This window comes from Antiquaquibacter metalliresistens (assembly GCF_029211225.1).
Lineage (GTDB): Bacteria > Actinomycetota > Actinomycetes > Actinomycetales > Microbacteriaceae > Rhodoglobus > Rhodoglobus metalliresistens.
The window spans coordinates 215723-241553 of sequence record NZ_JARGEM010000003.1 but is presented as its reverse complement, the minus strand read 5'-3'; the positions used below and the strand labels follow the sequence as shown (position 1 = coordinate 241553).

The following is a 25831-nucleotide window of genomic DNA, read 5'->3' as shown; positions in this document are numbered from 1 at the left end:
TCCTCAGCCCGGGTAGTACCCACGGTGCGTATTGGCCGCGATGAAGTTCATCAGCGACTCCCGCTGGATGTACTTGCGCGAGCCCATCTTTGTGTACTCGATTTCGCCGCGATTCGTCAGTTCATAGAGCGCCGAGTACGGGATCCCGAGTGCCGCCGCGGCGTCCTTCAAACTGAGCAGCATCGGCCCAGACTCCGACAGCGTGTTCGGGTGGATGACCGTGGTCTGCTCAGCCTCGATGATCTCGACCTCCGATGCCTTCGTCTCCCAGTTGCCGAAGTACGAGTACGGCTTGGCGAACTCCTCCTGGACCTTGCGGGCGGCATCTTCCTCATCGGTGGCGCGCACCCACTTCTCGGCGACCTGCACCCGCGTGACCACGACCTTGTAGCGCATGTACGTCTCCTGCCTGTTGACCTGCTTAACGGGGAGTTTCTTCTTCGGACGAGCGGGATCCTTGCGCGGCATCCGGCGAAGCGCCCGTCCCAAGGCACCAGATTGAGCGTCGACGTCACCCTGCTCTGTGATGAGACGTCGGTGCGGTTGCTCAAGGCGTTGGCGCTCGTGCTCGTCTTCCACCGTCGCCTGCGGCCACACCTGGCCGCGTGCGGTCGGGTGTGCCCGCCAGTTCCTGCCGTGACCGGAAAGCTCGATAAGGCCGCGGTTCTTGAGCGCACGCGCCGTCACTCGATGACTGAAGTCATCGTCCGGGTACACGCCAGGCGGGCACCCCTGCACGACCCAGGCGAGCACCGCTTGCTGCTTGTCGTTGAGACGGATCATGCTCCGGCCGTCTATCCCCGTCGCGCCGGTGCCGTCCACTATTCCATTGTCGTCGGATCCGCATCCGACTCGCCAGCGATCTCGGCGGCGATGCGCCCCTGCTTCGTTCCAACGGCCCCTATCGTTGAGGGTATGACCGCGCCCGAGGACTGCATCGCCGCTCGTGGCCTTTGGCCGCTGACGGACGATAAGGCCGGCATCCCGATTCCAGATCATGTCCTCGCGGACCGCGATTTGTCGTTGATTGCAAAGGGCTTGTTCACTCTGCTGCTGGCCAACAACGGTCAGCCAGTCAACCCGTATGAGGACGCATACGAGGATGCAGCTGACATCGCAGTTGCGATTGAGGAGCTGATCGCAGCTGGACTCGCCGTGCGGGTAGGGCCTTGAGCGATCTCCACGGGTATCAGGAACGCACCACGTGGATGGGAGAAGAGATCCTGACCCTCGCGGACATCTGGCCTGAGCGTCCGCGCGCCATGATCGTCGGCCTGAATCCCGCACAGACCAGCGTCGACGTCGGTCACTACTACCAAGGCAAGGCTGGTCAAGGACAGCTACGGCGCCTTGCGAGTGCTGGCCTCTTCGCACTGCCTCGCGGGCGGTACTTCGAGGACGCAGCCGTCGAAGCAGGCGTCGGCTTCACCGACATCGTGAAGCGCCCCACCAAAGGCGAGGACGGCGTGACCAAGGCGGAGATCGCCCACGGATCAGAGTCGCTTCTCGAGAAACTAAAGTCCCACGCGATCGGACTCGTCATCTGCGTTTTCCGGCACCCGGTGAAGGCGCTTCTCGGCAGCGAGGGCGCGCCGGGGATGCAAGCAAAGCGCACCTCGTGGGGTGCGCAAGTATTTCGAATGCCAGGACCATACGACAAGCGTGAGAACGTCGAACGAGTGATGGCCCAACTGAAAGATGCGCTACGCGCCTCCTGATCCGCTACTGGCCAGGCCCCGTCGATGTCGATGCATGAGGCGTGCCATTCCAGATCCAGTTCGGACTGTCGCCATTGCGGGCTGGGCCGGTGTAGGTGCCCTCGACGACCATGAGATCATCGAACCAGACGTCGCCCGAACCTTGTACTCCTCCGTGATACAGGCGAAGCGAACTGTTGCCGTTATGTGTCCAGGTGACGCGCACCTCATATTCCCCTGCTTCATTTGGAGGCGTGTTCGAGTCCGCGGCGACTGCACCGCCCGTCGTTCGTATCTGCAGTCGGAGTCTTTCGCTTCGGAGCGCGCCGGATAGCGGCGCTTCCAGCCGGACTTTCGCAACCGCCGTATAGGTGCGACCGGTAACGAGCTGAGCGTTGAGGTTGTTGACTGAAATGAACGACCCGGGATCTGTGGCCGTGTAGGCCGACCGCAAGCGGACGCTGTTCGCACCGGTGCTCTTCCAGCTCGAGGACTGGAAGTACATCAAGTTGGTGGCGCTTCCCGATGTGAAATCCGATGGCTTCTGGGCGCTGAGCACTGACTCGCTCTGATTCGCCGCGCCAGTCCAAGCTGCAGTGAGGTCGGGGTCGGGAGATATCGAGCCGTCGAAGTAGTCACTAAGCGCCGGGGCGTTTTCATTGAGCGCATCATCAACGTAGAAGGTGATCGCCTGAGCTGTCGATCGCGTTCGGACGTAACTACGCAGGATGTTCGTGGCTGTCGCCTTGGTACCTCCGACCGAGACGCGCTGCCATCCGCCCGTGCCGGTAAAGTTCACCGTCCCACGCGTGGCAACGAAGGCGCCATCCGGCACATACTCCTCGGCAGCGAATACAAGGTGGCGCCCGCTGGAGCATGTACCCAGACGGACAAAGTTTCCGCTGTCGCCACGCCCGAAGACGCCGGCCCCATTGCGGCGGATCCCGCCTGAGATATCCCTTCGCTTGTCGCGACGCCGGGTGTCACGACCTTGTATGAACGCGTCCCAGAGTGCGCGAGTTCCGACACTGAAGAGATCGTGCTGCCTGCTGAGGGGCCCCAACCTGCGGTGGTGCCCATCTCGGCGTTGGGGTAGCGAGTGAGATTGCGCCGTACTTCAATCGTGCTGGACCCAGCTTCGAAGCTCGGGTTCACCGCGAGGTTGGTTATCGAGGCGACACCGCCCTGCCCGTGGCCGGGGCAACCACCCTCCGTTGGAGACTGCTGAGTACTCGAGATGAAGTATGAGATATCCGAGACGCTGACGGTGACGCAGTAGGTGCGTGGACTGGCGCTGTTGTTGACGCTGTACTGATAGCTCGTCGAACCGTCGTCGGTCACGCCGATCGTCGCAAGGTCAGACGGGTAGTCCTCACCGTTCGTAATTGCGTACGTTGCAATCTTCTTTGCAATCTGTTGCGCCGCAGACTGGGCGGTGGAAGCCTTCGCTCTCTTGGAGATTCCGTTGTAGGCGACGATCGTGACAGCTGCAAGAATCGCGATCACGACGATCACGAGGGTCTGCCCCGAGTTTGGTTGACATCTGATCTGTGAGGATTCGTCCTCGCTGGAAGGATGTCCCTGTGGCAAAGCCGTATCCCAAGGAGTTCCGAGACGACATCGTGGCGGTGGCCCGGCAGGGCCAGGCGCCGCTGTCGCAGATTGCGAAGGACTTCGGTGTCTCCGAAGGGTCCTTGTCGAACTGGATGAAGCAAGCAGACATCGAGGACGGACGCCGTCCCGGACTCACCGGAGCCGACCAGGCCGACCTGCGCGAGGCGAAGAAGCGCATACGTCTGCTCGAGCAGGAGAACGAGGTGCTCCGCCGTGCGGCCGCGTATCTGTCGCAGGCGAACCTGCCGGGAAAATAGTCTTCCCGCTCGTCCGTGAGATGGCCGCGGCCGGCGCCCCGATCAGGGTGCCGGTCGCGGTGGCGTGCAGGGTTCTGGGTCTATCGACCCAGGGGTATTACAAGTGGCTGAAGGCTCCGATCTCCCAGCGGGACTGGGACGATGCTCACCTCATCGACGTCCTCTACGAGGCTCACCGCGACGACGCGACCCTCGGCTACAGATTCCTCACCGACGAACTGTCCGACGAGTACGGCATCACCGTCGGCGAGAACCGTGTGCACCGGCTGTGTCGGATCGCGGGGATCCACGCGTCGCCCCATAAGAAGCGGAGCAAGCCCGGCAGCACCGGCCCCGCACCCCACGACGATCTCCTCGCGGTCGTCGACGAGCACGGCGTCGTCCGGCACGAGTTCGTCGCCGACGGGCCGAACAAGGTGTGGCTGTGGGACATCTCGGAGCACCCGACCCGGGAAGGCAAGCTCTACATCTGCGCGATCAAAGACGTCTGGTCGAACAAGATCGTCGGCTACTCCATCGACACCCGCATGAAGTCATCCCTCGCACGGGCGGCGATGCGCAACGCGATCGCACTGCGCTCACCGACAGAAACAATCTGCCACTCCGACCGAGGCGGTCAGTTCCGCGCGAAGCGCACCCAGCGGCTGCTGCGCAACAACGGCCTGGTCGGGTCGATGGGCCGGTCTTACGGGGCCGGAGACAACGCGAGCATGGAGAGCTTCTTCAGCCTGCTCCAAAAGAACGTCCTCAACACCAGACGCTGGGACACCCGCGAGGACCTCCGCCTCGCGATGGTCATCTGGATCGAGACGAAGTACAACCGTCGGCGCCGTCAGCGCGGCCTCCGCAAACTCACCCCCATCGAGTTTGAGATGATCTACACGGACGCGAAAGCGGCCTGATCACCCCAAACCCCGACTGTCAACAAGACTCGGGGCAGACCCCGATGAGGAGCTCCACGATGGTGAAGCCACGGCGAAGGCTTAAAGCGTTCTCGCTCAGAACACTTGAAGAGCGAGGGTACACGAAGTCTGCGCCTCGGGCTGGCTCCTGATCGGGATTCGGAGTGGTGCGTAGTGAAGTTCGCGCCACAACTGCGCCTGACTATGAAGCATGAGCGCAATCCGTTCAAGGGTTCGGCCGTCGTAGTTTTCACAACATCGGCAGAGCAGGAGAGGCACCCACCGAGTCGCAAGATGGCCGGTTGTCTCGGTCTTCGCGATACGGCCCAGCCACCGCAGGTTGCGCGGTCCTAAGGGTTTCCGAAGGACGGGCAGTTCTGCGCTGCGGAGGCTATGTCCACCGGTCTATCCCGATGGCGTCGCTTCCGATCACGGCTGTGCCGCGAGCACGTCGCGCAGAACGTCGGCGGCATCCTGAGCGGTCTCCGGCATGTCCCGGGCACCGGTCTGGGTCGCGCTCGACCACAGCACACCGTCGACGACTGTCCAGCACATCCATTCCCGGGGCTGGCTGCAGCTGAAACCGTTGATCGTGGCGGTTGCGCCCGTAGGTTCCTGCTGTCCCGTCTGACGCAGTACGGCCACCATCCTCGTATCACGGCACTCCACAGCACCGATCGCCTCGTCGCTCGCCGAGTAATACGCCCGGATGTAGTCAGTGCTCTCGAGATCCCGCTGGAGCAGGATGCCGCACCAGGGGTTGTCGACTCCGCCACTGCCGTGCGCGGCGAGGAACGTCGCGTACTCGTCGGCAGGGATCACGCGGAACCCGCCGGCCTGGCCGGGGAAGGTCACGCCGCCGATCTGCGTTGACGCGACGTGTTTGGCATCGTCCGAACCGTCCGGCGCTTCACTGGCCTGGACCTGGCCGCCGGTGAGTTCCTCAATGATCTCCCCTAGCGGACGGTCGGGGGTGGCGTCGCAGGCGAACCAGACGCCGTTAAGCAGATCATTCCCGCTGTTCTCGTCGATCCTTTGGCCCGTAGCGGACGACAGCACGCCCAGCGCGTCGACCTCATCCAGTGCCATGAACTCAGCGCAGCTCGGCAGTTCTACCGCGACCGGCTGGGCTGCGCTGCTCTGCTCGCCGTCTGGCGCGGGAGAAGCCGTCGTCGCCGCGGGCGTCGCCATGCATCCGGACAGTATGAGCAGCATCGTGGCTGCGGCAGCGGAGAGGGCCAGCCGGGACATAGGACCGCCTTCGAGTAGGGTCGCGTGCGGCCGGTCGGCCAGCAGCTTGAACTTACCAATTCTTATTGGTTCCTACCAACTCTCATTGGTTTGAGGCTGGAGGGGATGGTTTCCGGTCCCGCCTCTGTTCCCGCCTGGGCGGATTTCGCGACCGCGCTCGGCCACAATCTGCGGCGTGCGCGAGCCGCCAGGAACCTGACGCAGGAGGAACTCGTCGAGCTGGCTGGCATCTCGCTGTATTCGTACCAGCAGTACGAGCGCGGAGCTGCCACGCGCGGCGGAGCGCCGACGAACCCGAGGCTGGCCACGATCCTCGCGATCTGTCAGGCGCTGGACGTCGAGATCGGCGACGTGCTCCCTGGGCAGCCCCGGCTGACGACCACGTAGGTGCGATGCTGCGCCCGCGATGGCACGGCGCGGGATGACGTCTACCTAGGAGAGGGAGCCCTCGCGTCACACTGGACGAGTTCGTCTCGTCACGACGTCGGACCTGAAGATCTGGCCGGGCGCAGTACGCCAGTACTCCACTCGATGCTTGCGCGCCAGCCGACTGATGCAGCTCATGCTTGCAAAATCTGCGCGAATGGCGCATAACTAGCGTCAGCTCTCCTCCAAGAGGCACGGTTCGGGGCTTTCGGCTGCCTTGGCAGCCCGGAGCCCTGCACCGTGCAGGCGGCGGGCATTGCCCACTGACCACCAGAAGGAGTGAGCAATGTTCTACACCGTGGGGTATGACGTGTCATACGCGTTTGGCGCCGTCGTGATGACACCCGCCGATCCCGTCGAAGTCGACCCGGCGCGAATGGACGAGATCGTGACACACGCGGAGTATCTGATCGCGCGCAGAGGCGACGGCAAATGGAACTTGATCAACCGGTACGACGGCGTCAAGTACGACGAACGCACCTCGCTCGCCGAGTTGACGATCGTCATCCCAACTGGCCCTGACGAGCGTCGCGAGCTCTTCGATGCCATTCGGATGATCGAGGAGGCCATCACCGACGAAGGCGACGCGGTCTACACCGACCTACGCACCGTCGAGTCGTCCGGCATGCGCTGCTGCGCCTGCGACGAGCCGTCCCGTTGGCTACGCCGCACGAGATCCAACAGCGACCGCTATTTCTGCGACGACCACGCGAAGCGCGAGGCAGACTTCGGGCGTCAGAACCCTGGCTACTTCGTCTGGAAGGAACTGCGGCCGGTCGAACCCTGAGCTCGCGTCTGCGGGCGGAGATGAACTCCACGTGAGTCCTCCGCCCGCCGACTGCGGGCTCTTTTCATGCCCCAGCTTCGAAAGCCCTCCCGCCCTCTGTGAGGACAGGCGATGTATCCTCCACTTGCGCCATCGGGGCGGGAGCTTCATTCAGGGTCTTGGAAATCGCTCGCTCCCACTCGTCGTGCTCTTCAATCTCGATGATGAGGTTTGCGATCAGCTCGGCGGTGTCACGGACGAGCCGGCTGACCTCGATCATCGAAATGCCAAGCCAATTCAACACTTCATAGAGGCGGAGGTCTCGGACCTCGGAGGGTAGGTCGACGCCTCGCGGCGGCGTGGTCTCAAGTAACGCTGGCAGGAAAGGCAGGTACTCGAGAAACTCGGGCGGCGTGTAGATGCCTGCCCAGTGCTCACGATAGAACTCGACCGTGAACGGGTAGCGCGACCCCGCGAGCGTCCGCAGCATGGCCGCCAAGCCCTGCACCGTGCTCACCCCCGCGGAGAAGAACCGCCGCGCGGCCTTAGGCGCGTACTCCTCGACGATCTCGCGCAGATGCGGGTAGGCGGCTGCATCGCGGCCCTTGAACAAGCTGGCGACCACAGTCTCAATGGCGGCGCGAGCGCCACGCCTCGCGTTCTCAACGTCGATATCGAGTTCCCCGCCGCCCGGCGAGGTCGGCGGCTCTTTCGGAGTGCAGGGAGACTTTTCTGCTCGAGCCAGCCTGGCGATGAATGCCTTGTAAACATCCTCCTCGTAGGCTTCATACTGCTTGACCCTGTCGTGCGTTTCCAACCGCACATAAAGGTCCGCCTTGCGCTCCTCCAGGATGGTCAGCGAAACCGTGTAGTTGAGGGTGGTCCGCAGAAGATCCTGCGCGCGTGAGTCGAACCCACCGTTCTCGACGAGGCACCACACAACGTCAACCGCCGTGTGAGCACGCTCCGATTCAGAACGGCCGCGCCGCAGCATTTCAGCGTCGACGCACGGGAGGTGCATCAGCCGCGGCGCATACTTCCGCACCCGGTCGATGGTCAAGCCTCGGTCGCCGCGAATCTTGACCAACTCCGCTCGGAGCGCCTTCAAGCTGTCCTGACCGCTCACGTTGCTCCTGTCGTCGTTGCGTCGTTGGTCTGGCTCGACAACCCTCCAGACATCCCTCGACCCGTCCTCTCATTGTGTCGGAACGAGGGATGTCTGGAGAGATGTCTAGCGCGCGCATCCGGACGAAAGTCGAGCTATGACCACGCAGCCCACCCCTATTCCGCATCTCATCGACGCGGCGAACGCCCTGAGCCTCGCACTCCGCGAGCTCAACACTCTGTCTCCCGGTGTCCGTCAGGACGGCTTGGAGCACCTCTCGGAAGTCGAGCTTCTCACGGAGCTCCTCAATCGTCAGCTCGCCCACAAGCAGTGAAAGGAACTCCAATGTCCCACTCCATCCAGCACTCGAGCGCAAGCCGCTTCCACCGCTTCGATCACGTCAGCGGATCGCTCGATTCGCTGGTCAAGCGCCATCTCGTGGAGGCCCGCACCGCCGTGATGCGCACCATCCACGCCGCTCACGAAGACCTCGACGAGCTCGCCGCTGACCAACTGCTCGCCCGCGAGGTCGACGCACTCATCGGAGAACTCGCCGAGCACCTCCAGATCCTGCACCGCCTTACCCAGATGGCCGGCGACCCGCGCATGCGTCGCCTGCGCCGCTAACCCCGAAGGAGAACCACCATGAACACCTCGAACCAACTGCAGTCAACGAGCGGCGGCTCCGCCGTCGCCCCGCAGGCTTTCCGCGGCCTGTCCATGGGCATCCAGCGCCAGACCCGCCGCGAGGTGGAGCAGGTGCAGTCCCGCGCCGTCGTCGCCAAGCTCATCGAGGACGGCCGCGCCCATCTCGCCAACACGGCGCTGGAGCATGTCGGTGCGCTGACCGCGCTCGAGCAGCACCTCATCACTGTTGCCCCGCTGGGCGAGCCGCGCTACCGGGAGATCGTCGACAGCTTCACCGTCGCGACCTCGGCCTCGATCCGGAGGTGGGGCTGATGCCTGCGCCGACGCTTCCGAAGGCGCTGCCCATGAAGGTGCTCCGTCGCCTCTGGGCCATCGGTCAGCACGCCGTGACGTGGACGCGCGACGCTTCCCTGGCCGCGACGCTGGCCGCGGAGAAGCAGGCCGCCGAGGTGCAGCTGGCCCGCGAGTGGGACGAGTGGAACGCCGGGATGCTTCGCCTTGCCGACGCGCTCGGCATGGACGCACATGAGGCGCGGCAAGCACTCATCCGCGAGTCGTTCCGCGCCGCGCAAGCCACAGCGTCCGACCATCCGTCGGATTCCTGAACCAGCCGGGCGGCGAGCCCTGAGCACCGACTCGCTCGCCGTCCGGCCACCACCTCACAGCAAATACCTGACATGAAGGACGAACTCATGCACACCGACATGGTCGCCAACGCCACCAGCCCGGGCACTCACGTGGCGGGAGCGCTCGTCTGGCTCAAGAGCCCGCAGCGGCGCCTCATCGCAGATCCGCCCGGCTCGCTCACCATCGAGTACCAAGAACGCGTGACGCGAAGTCGCGCCCGTGCCGATGGCCTCACGATCACGAGCGTCCTCTACGGGCTCGACCCCGGCTCCGAGACGCTCGACCAGCGTCTGCGCGTCCTGCGCGACGACCTTGCCCGGATCCCGATCGCTCGGCTGTACGCGACCGGCGCGGTCTTGATTGACGGCGCGGACGCAGAGATCGAGCGGTTCAGCGCGGAGCTGTCACGCGTCGGCACCGACCTCATCATTTGCGACGGCTGATCATCGCAGACCACCAGCCACCGCTCCGGCGGTACCAGGCCTCGCGGAAGCGAGGAACACAACTGAACAGGCAGCCACTGCTGCCAGGCCTCATGGAAGGAGGGCGATATGACCACCAAGACACCAACACCGAGCAAGAGGGAGGCGGCGTCGGTCGGCGCCATCCTCTGGATCACGAGCATGGACCACCAGGTAGCGCCCGAGTCACTCGGTGGGCAATCGGCGAAGGAGCAGGAGCGGATCATGCGGGAGTACATGGACAGAGATGGCCTCGCACCAGACCGCATCCACTTCGCCGTCGGCCCATCCGCTGGCGACTCCGAGCAGCGCCTACGAATCATGCTGGCGATGCTCGACGCCGCGCCGATCCGGCACGTCTACGTCACCGGGGCGGTTTATGCGAACGACTCAGAAGAGGACCGCATGAAGCACCACCTGGTGCTTGTCATGCACGGGACGCGTTTGACCATCTGCGAAGACGAGTGAGGCCGGCCGTGCTCGCCGCCCGCTTCCTGGCGGCGGGCGCGGCACCCCTGACAGACGCACGCGCTCACGTTGTGGATTTCGCAACGGACGCGAACGGAATCTTGACGGCTCCCGCCCGGGAGCGCATAACCAGTCATCGTCGCTGCCCGCCCTTCGCGCGGGCTGGAGAGAGGAGTACTGAAATATGACCAGCAACCAGACGAGCGAGACCGAACCGGCCGCTCCGCAGAAGAAGTTCAAAGTGATCTACGCCGACCCGCCCTGGGACATCGCCCAGAAGGGAGCGCGGGGTGCGCAGCGCTATTACGACCTGATGACGCTTGATCGGATCAAGGCAATGCCGATCGCGGATCTGGCTGCCGAAGACGCCACGCTACTACTGTGGACAACCAACGCTGCTTGGCCGCAGGCGCTCGAAGTCGCCAGGGCCTGGGGCTTCCGCTACGTCGGCCAAGCCATCTGGAACAAGCGACGTCTCGGGCTCGGGAACTACTTCCGCAACATGCACGAGCCGCTCCTGCACGCCGTCCGCGGCAAAGCACCATGGGAGTTCCATGGGCAGGCATCTGTCGTCGAGTTCCCCGTGCAAGATCATTCCCATAAGCCGGAGGAGATGATCCCGCTCATCGAGCGCGTTCTAGACGGGCCCTACCTCGAACTCTTCGCGCGTCGACGCCCGAACAGTCACGCGGACTGGTCGGTGTGGGGCAACGAGATCGAGTCGGACATCTCGATCCCGGGCTATCCGGTGCCCAGCGACTTCGCCCGCCAGGACGCGCCGGCCGACGGAGGAAGCGAGGATGTGTGATGGCCGACGATACTCCGCCCACCATCGTGCAGCGCTTCTTCCGCGCCTGCCTGCTCATCCTCGGCGGCATCGTCGCGCTCTGGCTCGCGCTGGAGCTCCTGGCCCAGTTCTGGGGCTGGATTCTGATGATCAGCGTGCTCGCGCTCGTCTTGTGTGCCGCGGTCCGAGCCTACCGCTACTGGTGGGGTCAGCGATGAAAAGCTCAAGCACGTTCACCCCTGTGAAGTCGTTGCGGAATCGACAACGACCGCTCAAAACGCTTGACAACTCGACCGTTCGAGTTCATAACAGGGCCCATTGCGCTCATTCGGCTTATGCCTGCGAGCCATCCCAACGTCCTTCCGCGACCGTCACGCGAACCCGAAGCAGAGGTGGGAAGGAGGTTCACGCATGAGTAGTCATGCCCGCGGTCCTCGTCGCCGCTATCGCAAGAGCTCCGGACGTCGCGTCTGGGTGTTCTCGGAACTCAACCACGACCTGCGCCCTGACCAGGTCGCGAAGATCATCACCACTGCCGGTCTGGAGCAGGCCCGGCTCGAGGCCGCCGCACAGGCGGACGCCGCTCACGAAAGCACCAAGGAGGCCGGCGATGCCTGATTCCTACGTCTTCACTCGCCTGTACCTACCCCGACCGATCGACGCGTCGACCGTCACGGTCCTGCTGACGCGCCTGGCGGGCAGCGACGTGCCGCGCCCGATCGCCTTCGAAATGGCCGCCAGCGCGGATGGGGTGGTGGCCGCATTCGGTTGCGCACCAATGGCCGTTCACCGCCTGAAGCGCCTCCTGGGCGGCCTGGTACCCGGCCTCGGTTTTGGGCCCGCCGTGCGCCCGCACGTGGCCGCTGTCAGCCGAGTCACGGCCCGGCCCGGTGGTCTCCCCTTGGCGGAGGTTGACCCGGAGCAGGTCGTCGGCGGCGTCTATCAGGCGCTGGCGGCAAGGCGGGGCGAGGAGGTAGTCGGCGTGCAGTTGATCCTTGGACGAGCCCACCGTCCGCAGCAGCTCACAGCAACCCCGCTCGACCCGCTACAACCGCTCGGCTCCATGCTCATCGACGGTGTCCGCCCGGCACCGACCGACACCAAGCGACGCCTCCACGCCCACGCCGGTCAGGCCCGGTTTGATGTCACGCTGCGCATCGGCGTCACCGCCGAGACCGTCAAACGCCGCCACGGCCTCCTCTGGGAGGTCTTCGGTGCACTGCAACCGCTCGAGAGCCCTGGCGTTCGCCTTTCCCTTGTCCATGACACGGCTCCCCGCTGGAAGGCAGGCCAGTCAGGCGGAGGTGGAAGACTCCGCCTCACCGCCTCCGAGATTGTGCCGCTGCTGGCCTGGCCGCTCGGCGAACGCCAATACGCCGGTGTCCCACCGCTGCATCCGCGACTCCTGCCGGTGCCAGAGATCGTCTCCCGCACCCAAGCGGTCTTCGCGCTCGGCACTGCGCCTGGACCCGACCGTCCCATCGGCCTCGACCCGCAGAGCCGCCTGCAGCATCTCGTCGCGATCGGCCCGACCGGATCCGGCAAGTCCACGCTCCTCGAACACCTCATTCTCTCCGACATCGCCGCGGGGCGCGCCTGCTGCGTCATCGAGCCGAAGAAGCAGCTGGTCGACCGGATCCTCGCCACGGCACCTACCGACGCGGCAGGGCGGATCGTCGTGCTCGACGCCACCGATAAGGACGCTCCTATCGGATTCAACCCGCTGGACGTCGGTGATCGCGACCCCGACATCGTCGTCGACGGCATCCTCTCCGCCCTCGGCGCTGTGTTCCACGAGGGCTGGGGGCCGCGCACGGAATACCTCGTCCAAGGCGCGTTACTGTCGCTTGCTCGCGCCGGGCAGAAGCGCACCGAGCCGTTCACCCTAATCGACCTTCCCCGGCTTCTATCCGATGCCGCCTTCCGCCGCCCCGTCGTCGCCGCGGTGCAGGACGATGCGACGCTGGCAGCGTTCTGGGCGGACTTCGAAGCAATGAGCCCAGGACAGCGTGCCGCCGCCATCGCCTCGCCCTTGAACAAGCTCCGCAAGATCGTGATGCGCCAGCCGCTGGTTCGGGTGCTCGGCCAGTCCCAGCCTCGCTTCCGGCTCCGCGACGTTTTCCGTGAGAAGAAGACCGTCCTCGTGCCCCTCAACGACGCACTCATCGGGGAAGGCGCCTCCAAACTCCTCGGCAGTCTCATCGTCGCTGAACTGTTCCTCGCCGCGACAGAACGAGCAGCGGAGAAGGAGCCGATGAAGCGCCCCGGCATGATCTTCATCGACGAAGTGCAGAACTACCTGCATCTGCCCACGAGCGTCGAGAACGCGATGAGCGTGTTCCGCTCCTATGGGGTAGGCGTGCACGTCGCGCACCAGTACCGGAAGCAGCTGCCCGACGGCCTGCGCAGCGGCTTGGATGCCAACGCGCGCTCCAAGCTCTGCTTCGCCCTCGACACCGAAGACGCCCAGGCGATGGCCAAGCGTGCGCCCTCGCTGACGGCGGACGACTTCGAGACGCTGCCCAAGCACCATGTCTACGCACGCCTCATGGCAGGTGCGTCGCCGACCGAGTGGTGCTCCGCCGCCATCCTCCCGCCTACCCCTGAGAGCGGTGCCGCCGATCTCATCCGTGAAGCCAGCCGACAGCGCTATGGCGCATTGCCGCCGATCCAGCCTGCTGAGCTCTCGATGCCGAAGGGCGTCACCTCAGATCCGGAGCCTCGGCGAAGCCACCAGAAGGTGAGGGCGACATGAGCAGATTCCTTCTTCGGAGGGCTTCTGGCCGGTATTCCGTTCAGCCTTCCCGTCACCACGAACACCCACCGCCAGCATCGCCCCGGTTCCGGCTGTCTTCGGCCACTTCAGGCGGGGACTCCCGCTGCGTTGCAGCGGACCCTGGCGCACGGCGCGGAGGGACGCCATGACCGCCCTCCGCCTGCACGTCCTGGAGCTGCACCTCACCGATCGGGACATCCGCATTCTCGAAGACCTCGAGCAGTTCCGGCTGCTCACGACCCGCCAGATTCAACGGCTCCATCTCCCGGCCAAGCCCTTCGGCGATCACGCGACCGCCAGCGCCGCCACCAGAGGAACCACCCGCATCCTCACCCGGCTCGAAGGCCTCGGCGCAGTCGCGCGCCTCGAGCGTCGCATCGGCGGACTCAAGCACGGCTCCGCGCTCACCGTCTGGCACCTCGGCGGTGCCGGAGAACGGTTCCTACGCGCCCGACGCGGTGACAGCGCACGTAGGCGCTACAGCGAGCCCGGCCGCACCTTCATGGCGCACACGCTCGCAGTCGGAGACATTGCCGTACTGCTTCGCGAACGCACCCATACCGGCCGCTTCGAACTCCTCGAGCTCGCAGCCGAACCGTCCAACTGGCGACCCTTCACTGCACCGGGCGGTACGGCGATCACCCTCAAGCCTGACCTCACCGTGGTCACAGCCGACGCTCGGACCGAGACGCATTCGTTTGTCGAGATCGACTGCGGCACGGAACACCTGCCGGTCGTGATCCGCAAGTGCCGCCTCTACCAGCAGTACTTCGCCACCGGCATCGAGCAGGACGCCCGCGGGCTGTTCCCGGCCGTGGTCTGGCTCGTACCGACCACCAAGCGCGCCGACGCCATCCGCGCAGCCATCACAGCCGACGGCGCCCTCGACGCATCACTCTTCTGGGTCGCACTGGCGGAACAGGCCCTCGACCAACTCGCTCCCTACGAGAGCAAACACCACCCGTAATCCGAAAGGAGGATTCTCATGAACTCATCAACCATCATCACGGCGACGCCGGACCAGACCGACAAGGCTCGGCAGCTCATCGAGATCGGGCTCGCCATGGACCCCGAAGCCCGCTCCGAAACGCTCGCCCGACTCATCGCGGCCAGCCTGCACCACGGCGTCGGCACCGCACTCGAACGCTTCGCGTCAACGGGAGTCCTCAACCGGCAGGACAGCCTGAACGAACTGAACCAGCTGCGCGTTCCTCTCGAACAAGAAGGATGGATCGACGCGCTCGGCCGACACATCCTCACGCGAGGAGGCCGGTCATGAACGAACACGAAGCACAGCATCAGCATGAGGCGCGAACAGCGACAGACCGTGAGATCCCGGACTTCCGACGTCTTGAAGTGGCCACTCGCCGGTTCACGCAGTACATTGTCGATGGCATCGCGGCCGCCCAAACTGAAGGGCGCGAGATCAGTCAAGAGACAGCTCGGTGCATCGCCCACGTCCTCGGACGGGCGTACGGCCGCGAATCGGCGCTCGCGGACTTCGGACGCACTGGTGAGGGGCAGTACCTCACGCTCCGCGACGAGTACCTGGACCTCTACGGCGACCCCGACACTCCCGCCGAAGTAAAGGAGTGGATCGACTGGCTCGGCACCTACCTCGTGCAGCGCGAGAACACCGGCAGCGGCCGGCGCTTCATGAACGAACACCTGCAACCGAAGCTGGAGCAGTTGCTCGTGCGGACCAGCGTCCGTGTCGGCAGTGAGCACTTCACCGTCAACGTTCCGGCTGACTGGGACAGTGGCGATGAAGACGGCCTGATCGAACTGCTCACCGACCTCCACTTACCCGAGGACGAAGCGCTGCAGGCATTCCTCATGCTCCCGGACGTCAGCGTCGGAGCCGACGACGTCATGGAGAGCTTCCACGAAAGCTACGTCAACGCCTATCCGTTCCTCGAGGACGCCGTGCGCGACCTGGCAGAAGTCGACAGCCTCGAGCTCGCGATCTACGAAGCCACCGAATCACGATCGCTGCCCGACAATGCGGTGCTCATCGACTACAGCCTCATCGAAGACCACGTCCGCGAAGGCTACGACCTCATCGAATGGAAGGGGCGCACCTTTGTATTCAACAAGTGAGGTGGAGGCCGCGTCACAGACCGAGGAACGAGGTAGAAATTACGACGGTCACGCACCCCCGATACGTGGCGCTGAACCTGCTGTGGAAGCCGCCGAAGGACTGGACTTCCTGGGCCGGAAGAGCGTTAATCCGGAGGACCCAGCCGCAGGAAGGAGCCCCATGTCGAATCAAACCAGCTACCCATCAGGTGTTTTCAGCGCCTCGCCGCCACCGCTGAAGCCAATCGTCGTTGAGCTCAACGAGAACGAGATCACGACATACGGAACGCCCAACATCCTCGAAGGCGCTGACGCGCCACCGGGCTCACGAGCCGTGACCTACCTGCGCGTTTCAAGCAAAGGACAGGTCAACACCGACTACGACCCCGAGGGGATCTCTATCCCCGCTCAGCGCACGTCGTGCCAGCGGAAAGCTGAGCAACTTGGACTCACCATCGTCGCCGAGTATGTCGAGCCTGGCCGCTCCGCTACCGAGATGACCAAACGCGTCGCGTTCCAGCAGATGCTGGAACGCATCCGCCGCGACCGCGACGTCGACTACGTCATCGTGTACAAGCTCTCCCGCTTCGCGCGAAACCGTACCGATGATGCCATCGTCATGGCCGACCTCCAGAAGCGTGGCGTCACTCTCATCTCCGCGACCGAGTCCATCGACGCCACACCCGTCGGACAGCTCATGCACGGCATCCTTGCGGCGTTCAACGAGTACCGCTCCCGGGAAGACGGCGCGGATATCGCCTACAAGATGGCGCAGAAGGCCAAGAACGGCGGCACGCTTGGCCGCGCACCGCTCGGGTACGTCAACGTCACCGAGAACATCGATGGCCGCAAGGTCAACACCGTCGCCATCGACGAAGAACGAGCACCGTACGTCAAGCTCGCCTTCGAGCTCTATGCCACGAACGCCTACACGTTCCAGGACATCGCTGATGAGCTCACTGAGCGTGGGCTGCGCACCCGCCCCACAGCTCGACGACCTGCAGGCCCGGTGTCAGACAGCAAGATCCAGTCGATGCTCCGCGACCGCTACTACATCGGCGAAGTCTCATACAAGGACGAAGTGTTCAAGGGACGTCACACCCCGCTGATCCAGCCGGATCTCTTCGACGTCGTACAAGGCATCCTCGAAACGCGAGCCGTCTCCGGCGAACGTCGACGCGTCCACACCCATTACCTGAAGGGAAGCCTCTGGTGCGGGCACTGCCGACTGGAGCGGAACGCCAACCGACGCCTCATCCAGCAGCGCACAGTCAACCGGCACGGCGATGAGTACTGGTACTTCTTTTGCCGCGGCAACCAGGATGGCACCTGCGACGCGCCCTTCGCCAAGCTCGACAACATCGAAGCGGCGGTCGAAGAGCACTATAAGCAGGTCGAACTGAGCACCGACTTCATTCAGGTGGTCCGCGATCAGCTCGAACAGGCCCTTCTCGACGAAGTGCGGGCCGAACAGCTTCGCCGCACACAGCTTGAAGACCGCCTGTCCGTGCTCCGCGCCAAAGAAGAGAACTTGCTCGATCTCGCAGCCGACGCTTCACTCCCGCGCGAACGCATCCGCGAACGCCTGCGAGAGCTCGGCCGCGAACGCGAAACAGTGACAGAACAACTCAACGCCGTGTCCGCAGACCTCACCACCGGACGCAACCACGTCGACGGCTTCCTCGAACTCTTGACCGACATCCGTGCGCTCTACATCGCCTCAAGCGACGACGTACGGCGCTCACTCAATCAGGCCATCTTCAACAACCTCTACGTCGCCAACGACGATGTCATCGGCGACGACGTGAAGCAGCCGCTCCGCGAGCTCCTCGCAGCACAGCGCGGCTGGACCGCATACAACGCCGATCTGCCGTTGTCTGCGGCACAGGCAAGCGCACAGGCCGAACTGGCACGGCACATAGGGGAACAACCAAAAGAGACCGCCCACGCGGGCGGTCTCTTGGGATCAAATCAATCGGGACTTACTGATGCGCTCCTCGCTGGCATCTACCAGGACGGCGATTCTAGTAAGACTCTTATGGTGGATCTGAGGGGACTCGAACCCCTGACCCCCTGCATGCCATGCAGGTGCGCTACCAGCTGCGCCACAGACCCATCTCGTGATCCTCCGGGGAAGATCAACTTGTCAAGATTACACCACGGCAAGCGTCGCGCGAACCGCACAATGGAGCCATGGGCTCCCCGATCACCGTCTCCATCACGCGCATCGTCGATCCTGCCCGGGCGAAGGAGGTCGCGGCGTGGGCGCGCGCCGGCCAGGACCTGCTCAGCGCCTCCCCCGGCTACCTCGGCTCCGGGTGGATCCGCCCCGACCCGAACAGCCCCGAGTGGCACATGCTGTTCCGGTTCGCGGATGCCGAGTCCCTGGCCGCGTGGGAGGCGTCGCCCGAGCGGGCCTGGTGGGTGGCATCCGCGCTCGGGATGGTGGAGCACAGTCCCGAAGAGCGCCGCACCGGCATCGAGGGCTGGTTCGATACCCCCACGAGCGTGGAGGTGATCGGGCCCGAGGCATCCACCCCGCCGCGTTGGAAGCAGATGGTCTCGATCTTCATCGTTTTCTACCCGCTGAGTCTGCTCGCCAACTGGGCGCTGCTGCCGCTGGCCGGCGCCTGGTCGCTGGCGTTGCGCATCCTCGTGACGGTCGCGCTCGTGACGCCGGTGATGACCTATCTGGCCATGCCGCTGGTGACCCGGGCCCTGCGGCCTTGGCTGAACGCTACTCGGCGCCCTTCGCGACGGGCAGGTTGAGCGGGATCGCGGGGCAGTCCTTCCAGAGCCGCTCCAGTGAGTAGTACATGCGGTCCTCCTCGTGGAAGACGTGCACGATGAGGTCGCCGAAGTCGAGCAGCACCCAGCGGCCCTCCGCCTTGCCCTCGCGGCGGAGCGTCTTGACCCCGGCCTCTGCGAGCTTGTCCTCGATCTCGTCGGAGATGGCCTGAACCTGGCGCTCGTTTCGGCCGGTGGCCAGCAGGAAGATGTCGGTCAGCGGCAGCGGACCCGACACGTCGAGCGCGACGAGATCCTCGCCTTGCTTCGCGTCGGCGGCGAGGGCCGCCACGGCCAGGAGTTCGCGTGCGCGCGCGGATGCAGTCACAGGGTCCTTCGGGGTACTGGGATGAGGGAGGCGTTCAAGCGAATCAGAACACGTTGAACGCGAAGGCGGCAATAAGCAGACCGGCGACGACGACGGCCATGCTGGATGCCGCGATGAGCAGTGCCGTGAGGGCCTTGGTGCCCTTGGGCTTCTGGGTGTGGGTGACGCCGTGGCCGGAGTTGTGGGTGCTCACGGCCCGGATCGCGCGCACCGGCGACGAGTCGGTGGAGTTGATCTCGGCGTCGTTGGCATCGAACAGAGTGTCTATGCCGTCGTGTTCCATGCGCGCGGTGGCCCCGGTGGATGCGAGGCTGCGCGGCAGGTCGATGGAACCGGTGAGCATGACCTCGCCGGTGCTCGTCAGGGGACCGCGGATGTCGGTCTCCTTGGGCATGCCCGGCAGCACGAGCGCGTTGGTCGCCGTGTGCCCGCTGCCGATCGAACGGCTCAGGGTGGTCTCGAACGGATCGTCGTCCGCGTCGAGCTGCGCCGACCAGTGACCGGCCGGGGGCGTCCAGGTGGACTCGACACCCATCTGCTGCTGCGCAGCGGCGGGGGCGGGCGCGGCCGTGAGCGCGTCGAACTCGGCGAGCGCGTTGGTCATCGCCGTGTTCGTGGACGGCTCCGGTGCCACGAGCGGCAGCGGCGCCTCGGCGGCCGGCGGCTGAGCCTGGAAGAGGGCCTCGAACGCGCTGGGCTGCTCGGCGGGCGGGGCCTGCGGGGGTGCCGCGGGTGCCTGGAAGGCGGGCGCCTGTTCGGCGGGCGGCTCGTACGCGGCGGGTGCCTCGTAGGTCGGCGCCTCGTACGCAGGGGCCTCGTACGCGGGGATCTCGTACGCAGGGGCCTCGTACGCTGCGGGCGGCTGGTACGCGGGCACCTCTTGCGCGGGCGGCTGGTAGGTGGGTACCTCCGCCGGGGCCCGATACTCGGGCGCCGGCGGCGTGACGAGCGGGTAGGCCGCCTGCGGTGCCGGGTAGGAGGCCGGTGCGTCAGCGGCATCCGGCTCGACGTGCTGCATGGCGCGCAACTCGCGCCGCGTGAGGGTCTGCTCGGTGGGCTGCGGTGCCGGAGCGATCGGCTGCGGGGCGCGTGCCTCGGTGTGGTACTCGAGGTCCGTCGGCGCCGGGAACGACGGTGCGGCCTCTGCGGCACGCGCGGCGCGGCGACCCTCGGGGCTGAAATCGCGCACGCGGTACGCGGGCTGCTCCTGGATGGCTTCGGTCGGCGGCAGCACCGGCTGCGCGGCAGGCGGGGCCGGCTGGTAGGCGGGCGCCTCGAAGACCGGAGCGTTGCCACCCTGGGTCGTGTAGGTCAGGGGCTCGGCCTCAGGCTGCGGGGCGGCAGCGGCGCGACGGCCAGAGGTCGTGGGCGTCTCGGTGCGCGGAGCGGCTGGCGGCTGCGCGGCTCGTCGCGCCGTCGTGTCCCACATGTCGCGCGGCGCATTCGGGTCGGCGAAGTAGTTGGGGGCCGTTGCGGCCTGGTTCGGCGGGAACGGAACGAAACCGGAGCCGGAGGTCTCAGCGCGCTCGTTCTGCCGCACCGCACGCCGCGATTGCGGTTGCGGTTCGTGGAACGTGGTCATGAAGCACTCCGATACAGATGGTGCTTGGCGATGTACTGGACCACTCCATCGGGTACCAGGTACCACACCGGGTAGCCCCGACTGACTCTGTTGCGACAGTCCGTGGACGATATCGCCAGCGCCGGCACTTCAAGCGAGCTTACGCCCTGCTCTGGCAATCCGCTAATGGTCAGCCTGTGTCCTGGCCGGGAAACCGCGACGAAGTGGGCGAGCGACCAGACTTCCTCGACGTCCTTCCACTCGAGGATCTGGGCCACCGCATCCGCGCCCGTGATGAAGAACAGGTCGGCATCGGGCCGGGCCCGGCGGATGTCGCGCAGCGTGTCGATCGTGTACGTGGGGCCGCTGCGCTCGATGTCGACGCGGCTGACGGTGAACCGCGGATTCGCGGCCGTGGCGATGACGGCCATGAGGTAGCGGTGCTCCCCCGCGGTCACCGTGCGCTTCATCCACGGCTGGCCGGTGGGCACGAAGATGACCTCGTCGAGGTCGAACTGCTGCTGCACTTCGCTCGCGGCCACGAGGTGGCCGTTGTGGATGGGATCGAAGGTGCCACCCATGACGCCGACGCGCGGTCGCCGCGTGGCTGCGTCGGTCATACGGGGCGTGAAACCCTAGTGGCCCGCACCGTGCGAGTCGGAGCCGGGCTTGGCCCACTTCTCGCTGTGACGGTTGGCGACATCGCGGAAGCTCCAGGTCACGAAGCCGAGCGCGATGAAGGCGACCACGGCGATGCCGGCGAACACCAGCGGCGGCATGAGCAACGGGGCGAGGTGTTCCTCGGTCTCGGCGAGGACGACGGCGAGCTGCAGCATTCGACCAGTCTAGCCGCGCACCTGGCCGCTGCCGCGCACGACCCACTTCGTGCTCGTGAGCTCCGGCAGACCCATCGGGCCGCGGGCGTGCAGCTTCTGGGTGGAGATGCCGACCTCGGCGCCGAACCCGAACTCTCCCCCGTCGGTGAACCGCGTCGAGGCGTTGACCATGACGACGGCCGAATCCACCTCGGCGAGGAAGCGCTCCGCGTTGGCGAGGTCGTTGGTGATGATCGACTCGGTGTGATGGGTGGAGTAACGGCGGATGTGCTCGAGCGCGGCATCCAGGTCGTCGACGACGGCGACGGCGAGATCGAGGGACATGTACTCGGTGGCCCAGTCGTCCTCGGTGGCCGGCAGCGCATCCGGGAAGATCGCGAGCGTGCGCTCATCGGCGTGGATGGTCACCCCGGATTCCCGCAGGCGCTGCAGCACGGTCGGCAGCAGGCGCGGCGCGGCATCGACGTGCACGAGCAGCGTCTCGAGCGCGTTGCAGACGCTCGGGCGCTGCACCTTGGCGTTGTGGACGATGGATGCCGCAACCTCGACGTCGGCCGACTCGTCCAGGAACACGTGCACAACCCCGGCCCCGGTCTCGATCACGGGCACCGTGGACTCGCGCACCACCGAATCGATGAGCCTGGCGCTGCCCCGCGGGATGAGCACGTCGACGTACCCCCGCGCGCGCATGAGCTCGGTCGCACCCTCACGCCCGAACTCGTCGATCGTCTGCACGGCCTCGGCGGGCAGTCCGGCCTCGACGAGGGCGGACTGGATGACGCGCACGAGCACCCGGTTGGTCTGCTCCGCCGCCGAGCCCCCGCGCAGCACCGAGGCGTTGCCGCTCTTGAGCGCGAGCGCCGCGATGTCGATCGTCACGTTCGGTCGCGCCTCGTAGATCGCGCCGACAACGCCGAAGGGCACGCGCACCTGCGTGAGCTGCAGTCCGTTCGCGAGCGTCGAGCCGCGCACCACGTTGCCGACCGGGTCGGGCAGGGCGACGATGTCGAGCACGGCGGTCGCGAGCGCGGCGAGGCGCTTCTCGTCGAGGCGAAGTCGGTCTTGAAGGCCCTCGCTCAGGCCGTTCTCGCGACCATTGGCGAGGTCTAGGGCGTTCGCCTCGAGAATCGGCTCCTGGTTGCGCATGATCGCATCGGCGATCGTCTCGAGGGCGCGATTGCGGGTCGCGGTGGTGCTCGTCGCGAGCACCCGGGAGGCGTCGCGAGCGGCGACGAGCTTGTCGGTCAGCGACGGGGCGTCCACGAGCGTCTCGGTCATGGCATCCAGTCTAGAACCGTCGCTTTTCAGACCGAGGCCTCGAACCAGGTGCCGAGCTGCTCGCCCGCGAGGGCCTGTGCGACGCTGCCGGTGGCCGCGAGCAGCACCGGAATGCCGGATGCCGCCGCGAGCTTCGCCGCCGCCACCTTCGTGCCCGCGCCGCCACTGCCGACACCCGCGGCGCCGATGTCCCCGAATTGCACGCCCGCGAGGTCGTCGTCGAAGGCCACCTCGGTGATCTTGCGCGCGCCGGGCTCGCCGGGCGGGCGGGAGTACAGCGCATCGATGTCGCTGAGCAGTACGAGCACGTCCGCGTGCACGAGCACCGAGACCATGGCGGCGAGCCGGTCGTTGTCGCCGAAGCGGATCTCCTGCGTGGCCACCGTGTCGTTCTCGTTGACGATCGGCAGGATGCGCAGGCCCAGCAGCCGCTCGAGCGCGCGCTGCGCGTTGCTGCGGTGCGTGGGGTTCTCCATGTCGCCGGCGGTCAGCAGGATCTGCCCGGCGACGATGCCGTAGCGGTCCAGCGAGTCCTGGTAGCGGAAGATGAGCACGTTCTGGCCGACCGCGGCCGCGGCCTGCTGGGTCGCCAGATCGGTGGGGCGGGACTCGAGCTTGAGGTACGGGATGCCCGTGGCGATGGCCCCGGAGGACACCAGGATGACCTCGGACCCGCGTCCGTGGGCTGCGGCGAGGGCATCCACGAGCGGGGCGATCTGGCCCACGTTGGGGCCGCTGATCGACGAGGAGCCCACCTTCACCACGATGCGACGTGCCGACGGGATGTCGGCACGACCCTGCACACTCACTCCTCGCGCTCCCTCTCCACTGCGAATCCCTCGTCGTCGACCCAGATGCCGGCGGCGCGCTCGGCCTCGAGCTCTGCCCGGGCGGCGGCCTTGGCATCCATGCGCTCGAGGTAGGTCTCGCGGCGCTTCTTGTGCGTCGGCCGGGCGTGGTCGGCGAAGCGCGCATCGGTGCCGCGCGGGCTCGTGATGAGCTCGGCCGCCGACGACAGCGTGGGCTCCCAATCGAACTCGCGGCCGGCGATCGTCACGCTCGAACCGGGCACCGCGCCGGCCTTGAACAGCTCGTCCTCGACGCCGAGCTTGGCGAGACGGTCGGCGAGGAAGCCCACCGCCTCTTCGTTCTCGAAGTCGGTCTGCTGCACCCAGCGCTCGGGCTTGTCGCCCAGGATCGTGTAGGTGTCGCCGTAGGTGCCGCCGTCGACGCGCACCGTGAACTCGCGCTCGTTGACGGCGCGCGGGCGGATGACGATGCGCTGTTTGGCGGGGATGGCCGCCTTCACGGCGCGGTCGGCCCCCACCAGCTCGGCGAGCGCGAACGAGAGCTCACGCAGCCCGGCACGCGACACCGCGGACACCTCGAACACGCGGTAGCCGCGCGACTCGAGGTCGGGCCGCACGAGGTCGGCGAGTTCCTTGCCCTCGGGCACGTCGATCTTGTTCAGCGCGATGAGCTGCGGGCGCTCCAGCAGCGGCACCTGGCCTTCGGGCACGGGGTACGCGGCGAGCTCACCGAGGATCACGTCGAGGTCGCTGATCGGGTCGCGACCGGGCTCCAGCGTCGCGCAGTCCAGCACGTGCAGCAGGGCGGTGCAGCGCTCGACGTGGCGCAGGAACTCCAGGCCCAGACCCTTGCCCTCGCTCGCGCCCTCGATGAGACCGGGCACGTCGGCGATCGTGTAGCGCACGTCACCGGATTCGACGACGCCGAGATTGGGATGCAGCGTGGTGAACGGATAGTCGGCGATCTTCGGCTTCGCGGCGCTCATGGCGGCGATGAGGCTGGACTTGCCCGCCGACGGGTAGCCGACGAGCGCGACGTCGGCCACGGTCTTGAGCTCGAGGTAGATATCCCCCTCGAACCCGGGGGTGCCGAGCAGCGCGAAGCCGGGCGCCTTGCGCTTCGTGGTGGCGAGGGCGGCGTTGCCGAGGCCGCCCTGGCCGCCGGGGCCGGCGATGAAACGCAGGCCGGGGGCATCCATGTCGATGAGCTCGTTGCCCTCGGCGTCGCGCACGACGGTGCCGATCGGCACGTGCAGCTCGACGTCTTCGCCGGAGGCGCCGCTGCGGTGGTCGCCCATGCCGGGCTGGCCGTTGTCGGACTTGCGGTGCGGGGCGCGGTGGAAGCCGAGCAGCGTCGTCACCTGCGGGTCGGAGACGAGGATGATGTCGCCGCCGTTGCCGCCATTGCCGCCGTCCGGGCCCGCGAGCGGCTTGAACTTCTCGCGCTTGACCGACACACAGCCGTTGCCGCCGTGGCCGGCGTTCAGGTGCAACGTCACCTGGTCGACGAATGTCGCCATGTTCGTGCCTCCTGTGTGTTAAACGGCAATGGCGAGCCGTCCCCTACTGAGCCGCCGACCGATTCATCGAATCGTCCGGACTGCTCAGCGGGGGCCCAGCTCGCCGTGACCTGTGGAACTGAACCTACTCGGCGGTGACGATGTTGATGACCTTGCGGCCACCCTTGTTGCCGAACTCGACGGCACCGGCCGCGAGCGCGAACAGCGTGTCGTCGCCACCGCGGCCGACGTTGGCGCCGGGGTGGAAGTGGGTGCCGCGCTGGCGGACGAGGATCTCCCCCGCGCCGACGACCTGGCCGCCGAAACGCTTCACGCCGAGGCGCTGGGCGTTGGAGTCGCGGCCGTTGCGGGTGGAGCTAGCTCCCTTTTTGTGTGCCATGGATGCTCAGCCCCTTACGCGATCTTGGTGATCTTCAGACGGGTGAGCTCCTGGCGGTGGCCCTGGCGCTTCTTGTACCCGGTCTTGTTCTTGAACTTCTGGATGACGATCTTCGGCCCGCGCTCGTTGCCGAGCACCTCGCCGACGACCTTGACCTTCGCGAGGTCCTTGGCGACGTGGGTGATCTTGTCGCCATCGACGAGCAGCACGGGGGTGAGCTCGACGTTGCCGTCCTTGTCGCCCGCGATGCGGTCGAGCACGACGATCGAGCCGACCTCGACCTTCTCCTGCCGCCCACCGGCGCGCACAACTGCGTAAACCATTTGTTTCCCTGACTGTGGAAGCTGTCGGTGTTCGAACTGCGGGTTCGACCCAGCAGACACCAAGGGTCAAGAGTACGCGATCGGGAGGGGTTCGGTCAAACCTCGGCCCCACGAGCGCCCGCCGTGCGCCGACGGCTTAGGATCAG

34 protein-coding genes, 1 tRNA gene and 1 pseudogene are annotated in these 25831 nt (G+C 66.0%); 20 read left to right on the top strand and 16 right to left on the bottom strand.

Annotation, left to right across the window (positions count from 1 at the left end):
• Positions 1–3 precede the first annotated feature (3 nt).
• The gene (locus tag PYV02_RS06790) at positions 4–822 is read right to left on the bottom strand and encodes a helix-turn-helix domain-containing protein (protein ID WP_275757472.1); all 819 of its coding nucleotides are present in this window, start codon (positions 820–822) and stop codon (positions 4–6) included.
• 93 nt (positions 823–915) lie between these two features.
• Between PYV02_RS06790 and PYV02_RS06785 the strand changes: the two genes are divergently transcribed.
• Both PYV02_RS06785 and PYV02_RS06780 read left to right on the top strand, forming a co-directional pair.
• Entirely contained in the window at positions 916–1173 is a 258-nt protein-coding gene (locus PYV02_RS06785; RefSeq protein ID WP_275757471.1) for a hypothetical protein, read from the top strand.
• The gene (locus PYV02_RS06780; RefSeq protein WP_275757469.1) at positions 1170–1718 is read left to right on the top strand and encodes a uracil-DNA glycosylase family protein; all 549 of its coding nucleotides are present in this window, start codon (positions 1170–1172) and stop codon (positions 1716–1718) included. Before PYV02_RS06785 ends, PYV02_RS06780 begins: the two co-directional genes overlap by 4 nt.
• Positions 1719–1722: 4 nt before the next feature.
• On the opposite strand, the gene PYV02_RS06775 is transcribed toward PYV02_RS06780, so the two are convergent.
• Positions 1723–2496 (bottom strand): hypothetical protein, encoded by a 774-nt coding sequence (locus tag PYV02_RS06775; RefSeq protein ID WP_275757467.1) that lies wholly within the window; start codon positions 2494–2496, stop codon positions 1723–1725.
• Entirely contained in the window at positions 2493–3212 is a 720-nt protein-coding gene (locus tag PYV02_RS06770; protein ID WP_275757465.1) for a hypothetical protein, read from the bottom strand. Before PYV02_RS06770 ends, PYV02_RS06775 begins: the two co-directional genes overlap by 4 nt.
• Before the next feature lie 68 nt (positions 3213–3280).
• Here PYV02_RS06770 and PYV02_RS06765 point away from each other — a divergent pair.
• Positions 3281–4470 (top strand): IS3 family transposase gene (locus PYV02_RS06765; RefSeq protein ID WP_275757463.1). Its coding sequence is split into 2 segments (ribosomal slippage): positions 3281–3559 and positions 3562–4470, totalling 1188 coding nucleotides; the frame shifts between segments, so codons are not numbered across the junction.
• Between the two features lie 429 nt (positions 4471–4899).
• On the opposite strand, the gene PYV02_RS06760 is transcribed toward PYV02_RS06765, so the two are convergent.
• Positions 4900–5721 carry a hypothetical protein gene (locus tag PYV02_RS06760; RefSeq protein WP_275757461.1) on the bottom strand — a complete coding sequence of 274 codons (822 nt, stop codon included), beginning with the start codon at positions 5719–5721 and terminating at the stop codon, positions 4900–4902.
• A 105-nt stretch (positions 5722–5826) separates the two neighbouring features.
• Here PYV02_RS06760 and PYV02_RS06755 point away from each other — a divergent pair, with 105 nt between their 5' ends.
• Together PYV02_RS06755 and PYV02_RS06750 are read left to right on the top strand one after the other, a co-directional pair.
• Positions 5827–6108 carry a helix-turn-helix domain-containing protein gene (locus PYV02_RS06755; RefSeq protein ID WP_275757459.1) on the top strand — a complete coding sequence of 94 codons (282 nt, stop codon included), beginning with the start codon at positions 5827–5829 and terminating at the stop codon, positions 6106–6108.
• 325 nt (positions 6109–6433) lie between these two features.
• Positions 6434–6934, top strand: a complete 501-nt coding sequence (locus PYV02_RS06750) for a hypothetical protein (protein ID WP_275757457.1) — start codon at positions 6434–6436, stop codon at positions 6932–6934.
• A 64-nt stretch (positions 6935–6998) separates the two neighbouring features.
• Here PYV02_RS06750 and PYV02_RS06745 read toward each other — a convergent pair whose 3' ends face one another.
• Positions 6999–8039 carry a hypothetical protein gene (locus PYV02_RS06745; RefSeq protein ID WP_275757455.1) on the bottom strand — a complete coding sequence of 347 codons (1041 nt, stop codon included), beginning with the start codon at positions 8037–8039 and terminating at the stop codon, positions 6999–7001.
• Between the two features lie 136 nt (positions 8040–8175).
• Between PYV02_RS06745 and PYV02_RS06740 the strand changes: the two genes are divergently transcribed.
• The 14 genes and pseudogenes from PYV02_RS06740 to PYV02_RS15380 all read left to right on the top strand — a co-directional run.
• Entirely contained in the window at positions 8176–8352 is a 177-nt protein-coding gene (locus PYV02_RS06740; RefSeq protein WP_275757453.1) for a hypothetical protein, read from the top strand.
• A gap of 11 nt (positions 8353–8363) precedes the next feature.
• On the top strand, positions 8364–8645 hold the full coding sequence (locus PYV02_RS06735) for a hypothetical protein (RefSeq protein ID WP_275757451.1): 282 nt from the start codon (positions 8364–8366) through the stop codon (positions 8643–8645).
• Between the two features lie 18 nt (positions 8646–8663).
• Positions 8664–8978: a hypothetical protein gene (locus PYV02_RS06730; protein WP_275757449.1), complete on the top strand. Its 315-nt coding sequence runs from the start codon at positions 8664–8666 to the stop codon at positions 8976–8978.
• A complete protein-coding gene (locus PYV02_RS06725; RefSeq protein WP_275757447.1) occupies positions 8978–9271 on the top strand; it encodes a hypothetical protein in 294 nt (97 codons plus the stop codon). Before PYV02_RS06730 ends, PYV02_RS06725 begins: the two co-directional genes overlap by 1 nt.
• Before the next feature lie 72 nt (positions 9272–9343).
• On the top strand, positions 9344–9736 hold the full coding sequence (locus tag PYV02_RS06720; RefSeq protein WP_275757446.1) for a hypothetical protein: 393 nt from the start codon (positions 9344–9346) through the stop codon (positions 9734–9736).
• Between the two features lie 108 nt (positions 9737–9844).
• Positions 9845–10222 (top strand): hypothetical protein, encoded by a 378-nt coding sequence (locus PYV02_RS06715; protein ID WP_275757444.1) that lies wholly within the window; start codon positions 9845–9847, stop codon positions 10220–10222.
• Positions 10223–10406: 184 nt separating this feature from the next.
• Positions 10407–11030, top strand: a complete 624-nt coding sequence (locus PYV02_RS06710; protein WP_275757442.1) for an MT-A70 family methyltransferase — start codon at positions 10407–10409, stop codon at positions 11028–11030.
• Positions 11030–11227, top strand: coding sequence for a hypothetical protein (locus PYV02_RS06705; RefSeq protein ID WP_275757440.1), 198 nt, complete (start codon positions 11030–11032; stop codon positions 11225–11227). The genes PYV02_RS06710 and PYV02_RS06705 overlap by 1 nt, the downstream gene beginning before the upstream one ends.
• A 193-nt stretch (positions 11228–11420) precedes the next feature.
• Complete coding sequence (locus PYV02_RS06700) at positions 11421–11627, top strand: hypothetical protein (protein ID WP_275757438.1); 207 nt, start codon at positions 11421–11423, stop codon at positions 11625–11627.
• A complete protein-coding gene (locus PYV02_RS06695) occupies positions 11620–13764 on the top strand; it encodes a type IV secretory system conjugative DNA transfer family protein (protein ID WP_275757437.1) in 2145 nt (714 codons plus the stop codon). Before PYV02_RS06700 ends, PYV02_RS06695 begins: the two co-directional genes overlap by 8 nt.
• Before the next feature lie 166 nt (positions 13765–13930).
• On the top strand, positions 13931–14752 hold the full coding sequence (locus tag PYV02_RS06690) for a replication-relaxation family protein (RefSeq protein ID WP_275757435.1): 822 nt from the start codon (positions 13931–13933) through the stop codon (positions 14750–14752).
• A gap of 18 nt (positions 14753–14770) precedes the next feature.
• Positions 14771–15064, top strand: a complete 294-nt coding sequence (locus tag PYV02_RS06685) for a hypothetical protein (protein ID WP_275757433.1) — start codon at positions 14771–14773, stop codon at positions 15062–15064.
• Positions 15061–15885, top strand: coding sequence for a hypothetical protein (locus tag PYV02_RS06680; protein ID WP_275757431.1), 825 nt, complete (start codon positions 15061–15063; stop codon positions 15883–15885). Before PYV02_RS06685 ends, PYV02_RS06680 begins: the two co-directional genes overlap by 4 nt.
• Positions 15788–16960, top strand: a pseudogene (locus tag PYV02_RS15380) (recombinase family protein); the annotation flags it as partial. The gene PYV02_RS06680 and the pseudogene PYV02_RS15380, both read left to right, overlap by 98 nt.
• Here the strand turns inward: PYV02_RS15380 and PYV02_RS06670 are convergent.
• On the bottom strand, positions 16931–17248 hold the full coding sequence (locus tag PYV02_RS06670; RefSeq protein WP_275757427.1) for a hypothetical protein: 318 nt from the start codon (positions 17246–17248) through the stop codon (positions 16931–16933). The pseudogene PYV02_RS15380 and the gene PYV02_RS06670 overlap by 30 nt on opposite strands.
• A 655-nt stretch (positions 17249–17903) precedes the next feature.
• Positions 17904–17979: transfer RNA gene (locus PYV02_RS06665), tRNA-Ala, on the bottom strand.
• Between the two features lie 78 nt (positions 17980–18057).
• On the opposite strand from PYV02_RS06665, the gene PYV02_RS06660 reads away from it, so the two are divergent.
• Entirely contained in the window at positions 18058–18633 is a 576-nt protein-coding gene (locus PYV02_RS06660) for an antibiotic biosynthesis monooxygenase (RefSeq protein ID WP_275757425.1), read from the top strand.
• Here the strand turns inward: PYV02_RS06660 and rsfS are convergent.
• From rsfS to rplU, 9 genes are all read right to left on the bottom strand, one after another.
• Positions 18602–18979: a ribosome silencing factor gene (gene rsfS / locus PYV02_RS06655; protein WP_275757423.1), complete on the bottom strand. Its 378-nt coding sequence runs from the start codon at positions 18977–18979 to the stop codon at positions 18602–18604. The two genes, PYV02_RS06660 and rsfS, sit on opposite strands and share 32 nt — an antisense overlap.
• Before the next feature lie 43 nt (positions 18980–19022).
• Positions 19023–20561 (bottom strand): hypothetical protein, encoded by a 1539-nt coding sequence (locus tag PYV02_RS06650; protein WP_275757421.1) that lies wholly within the window; start codon positions 20559–20561, stop codon positions 19023–19025.
• The gene (nadD, locus tag PYV02_RS06645) at positions 20558–21160 is read right to left on the bottom strand and encodes a nicotinate-nucleotide adenylyltransferase (RefSeq protein ID WP_275757419.1); all 603 of its coding nucleotides are present in this window, start codon (positions 21158–21160) and stop codon (positions 20558–20560) included. Before nadD ends, PYV02_RS06650 begins: the two co-directional genes overlap by 4 nt.
• A gap of 15 nt (positions 21161–21175) precedes the next feature.
• Positions 21176–21376 carry a hypothetical protein gene (locus PYV02_RS06640; RefSeq protein WP_275757417.1) on the bottom strand — a complete coding sequence of 67 codons (201 nt, stop codon included), beginning with the start codon at positions 21374–21376 and terminating at the stop codon, positions 21176–21178.
• A 9-nt stretch (positions 21377–21385) separates the two neighbouring features.
• The gene (locus PYV02_RS06635) at positions 21386–22654 is read right to left on the bottom strand and encodes a glutamate-5-semialdehyde dehydrogenase (RefSeq protein WP_275757415.1); all 1269 of its coding nucleotides are present in this window, start codon (positions 22652–22654) and stop codon (positions 21386–21388) included.
• Between the two features lie 26 nt (positions 22655–22680).
• Entirely contained in the window at positions 22681–23463 is a 783-nt protein-coding gene (proB, locus tag PYV02_RS06630; protein WP_275757413.1) for a glutamate 5-kinase, read from the bottom strand.
• On the bottom strand, positions 23460–24983 hold the full coding sequence (gene obgE, locus PYV02_RS06625; protein WP_275757411.1) for a GTPase ObgE: 1524 nt from the start codon (positions 24981–24983) through the stop codon (positions 23460–23462). Before obgE ends, proB begins: the two co-directional genes overlap by 4 nt.
• A gap of 124 nt (positions 24984–25107) precedes the next feature.
• Positions 25108–25362, bottom strand: a complete 255-nt coding sequence (rpmA, locus tag PYV02_RS06620) for a 50S ribosomal protein L27 (protein WP_275757410.1) — start codon at positions 25360–25362, stop codon at positions 25108–25110.
• 14 nt (positions 25363–25376) lie between these two features.
• Positions 25377–25685, bottom strand: coding sequence for a 50S ribosomal protein L21 (gene rplU / locus PYV02_RS06615; RefSeq protein WP_275757408.1), 309 nt, complete (start codon positions 25683–25685; stop codon positions 25377–25379).
• Between the last annotated feature and the right edge of the window lie 146 nt (positions 25686–25831).

What these genes read in the sequence shown, in the direction of transcription:
- PYV02_RS06700 (WP_275757438.1), top strand. Translation starts at nt 11,421, where the DNA reads ATGAGTAGTCATGCCCGCGGTCCTCGTCGCCGCTATCGCAAGAGCTCC.
- rplU (WP_275757408.1), bottom strand. Translation starts at nt 25,685, where the DNA reads ATGGTTTACGCAGTTGTGCGCGCCGGTGGGCGGCAGGAGAAGGTCGAG.
- PYV02_RS06760 (WP_275757461.1), bottom strand. Translation starts at nt 5,721, where the DNA reads ATGTCCCGGCTGGCCCTCTCCGCTGCCGCAGCCACGATGCTGCTCATA.
- nadD (WP_275757419.1), bottom strand. Translation starts at nt 21,160, where the DNA reads ATGACCGACGCAGCCACGCGGCGACCGCGCGTCGGCGTCATGGGTGGC.
- PYV02_RS06685 (WP_275757433.1), top strand. Translation starts at nt 14,771, where the DNA reads ATGAACTCATCAACCATCATCACGGCGACGCCGGACCAGACCGACAAG.
- PYV02_RS06755 (WP_275757459.1), top strand. Translation starts at nt 5,827, where the DNA reads ATGGTTTCCGGTCCCGCCTCTGTTCCCGCCTGGGCGGATTTCGCGACC.
- PYV02_RS06680 (WP_275757431.1), top strand. Translation starts at nt 15,061, where the DNA reads ATGAACGAACACGAAGCACAGCATCAGCATGAGGCGCGAACAGCGACA.
- PYV02_RS06705 (WP_275757440.1), top strand. Translation starts at nt 11,030, where the DNA reads ATGGCCGACGATACTCCGCCCACCATCGTGCAGCGCTTCTTCCGCGCC.
- PYV02_RS06660 (WP_275757425.1), top strand. Translation starts at nt 18,058, where the DNA reads ATGGGCTCCCCGATCACCGTCTCCATCACGCGCATCGTCGATCCTGCC.
- PYV02_RS06690 (WP_275757435.1), top strand. Translation starts at nt 13,931, where the DNA reads ATGACCGCCCTCCGCCTGCACGTCCTGGAGCTGCACCTCACCGATCGG.
- PYV02_RS06730 (WP_275757449.1), top strand. Translation starts at nt 8,664, where the DNA reads ATGAACACCTCGAACCAACTGCAGTCAACGAGCGGCGGCTCCGCCGTC.
- PYV02_RS06650 (WP_275757421.1), bottom strand. Translation starts at nt 20,561, where the DNA reads ATGACCACGTTCCACGAACCGCAACCGCAATCGCGGCGTGCGGTGCGG.
- PYV02_RS06725 (WP_275757447.1), top strand. Translation starts at nt 8,978, where the DNA reads ATGCCTGCGCCGACGCTTCCGAAGGCGCTGCCCATGAAGGTGCTCCGT.
- PYV02_RS06785 (WP_275757471.1), top strand. Translation starts at nt 916, where the DNA reads ATGACCGCGCCCGAGGACTGCATCGCCGCTCGTGGCCTTTGGCCGCTG.
- rpmA (WP_275757410.1), bottom strand. Translation starts at nt 25,362, where the DNA reads ATGGCACACAAAAAGGGAGCTAGCTCCACCCGCAACGGCCGCGACTCC.
- PYV02_RS06695 (WP_275757437.1), top strand. Translation starts at nt 11,620, where the DNA reads ATGCCTGATTCCTACGTCTTCACTCGCCTGTACCTACCCCGACCGATC.
- PYV02_RS06715 (WP_275757444.1), top strand. Translation starts at nt 9,845, where the DNA reads ATGACCACCAAGACACCAACACCGAGCAAGAGGGAGGCGGCGTCGGTC.
- PYV02_RS06635 (WP_275757415.1), bottom strand. Translation starts at nt 22,654, where the DNA reads ATGACCGAGACGCTCGTGGACGCCCCGTCGCTGACCGACAAGCTCGTC.
- obgE (WP_275757411.1), bottom strand. Translation starts at nt 24,983, where the DNA reads ATGGCGACATTCGTCGACCAGGTGACGTTGCACCTGAACGCCGGCCAC.
- PYV02_RS06640 (WP_275757417.1), bottom strand. Translation starts at nt 21,376, where the DNA reads ATGCTGCAGCTCGCCGTCGTCCTCGCCGAGACCGAGGAACACCTCGCC.
- PYV02_RS06740 (WP_275757453.1), top strand. Translation starts at nt 8,176, where the DNA reads ATGACCACGCAGCCCACCCCTATTCCGCATCTCATCGACGCGGCGAAC.
- PYV02_RS06720 (WP_275757446.1), top strand. Translation starts at nt 9,344, where the DNA reads ATGAAGGACGAACTCATGCACACCGACATGGTCGCCAACGCCACCAGC.
- PYV02_RS06710 (WP_275757442.1), top strand. Translation starts at nt 10,407, where the DNA reads ATGACCAGCAACCAGACGAGCGAGACCGAACCGGCCGCTCCGCAGAAG.
- PYV02_RS06750 (WP_275757457.1), top strand. Translation starts at nt 6,434, where the DNA reads ATGTTCTACACCGTGGGGTATGACGTGTCATACGCGTTTGGCGCCGTC.
- PYV02_RS06735 (WP_275757451.1), top strand. Translation starts at nt 8,364, where the DNA reads ATGTCCCACTCCATCCAGCACTCGAGCGCAAGCCGCTTCCACCGCTTC.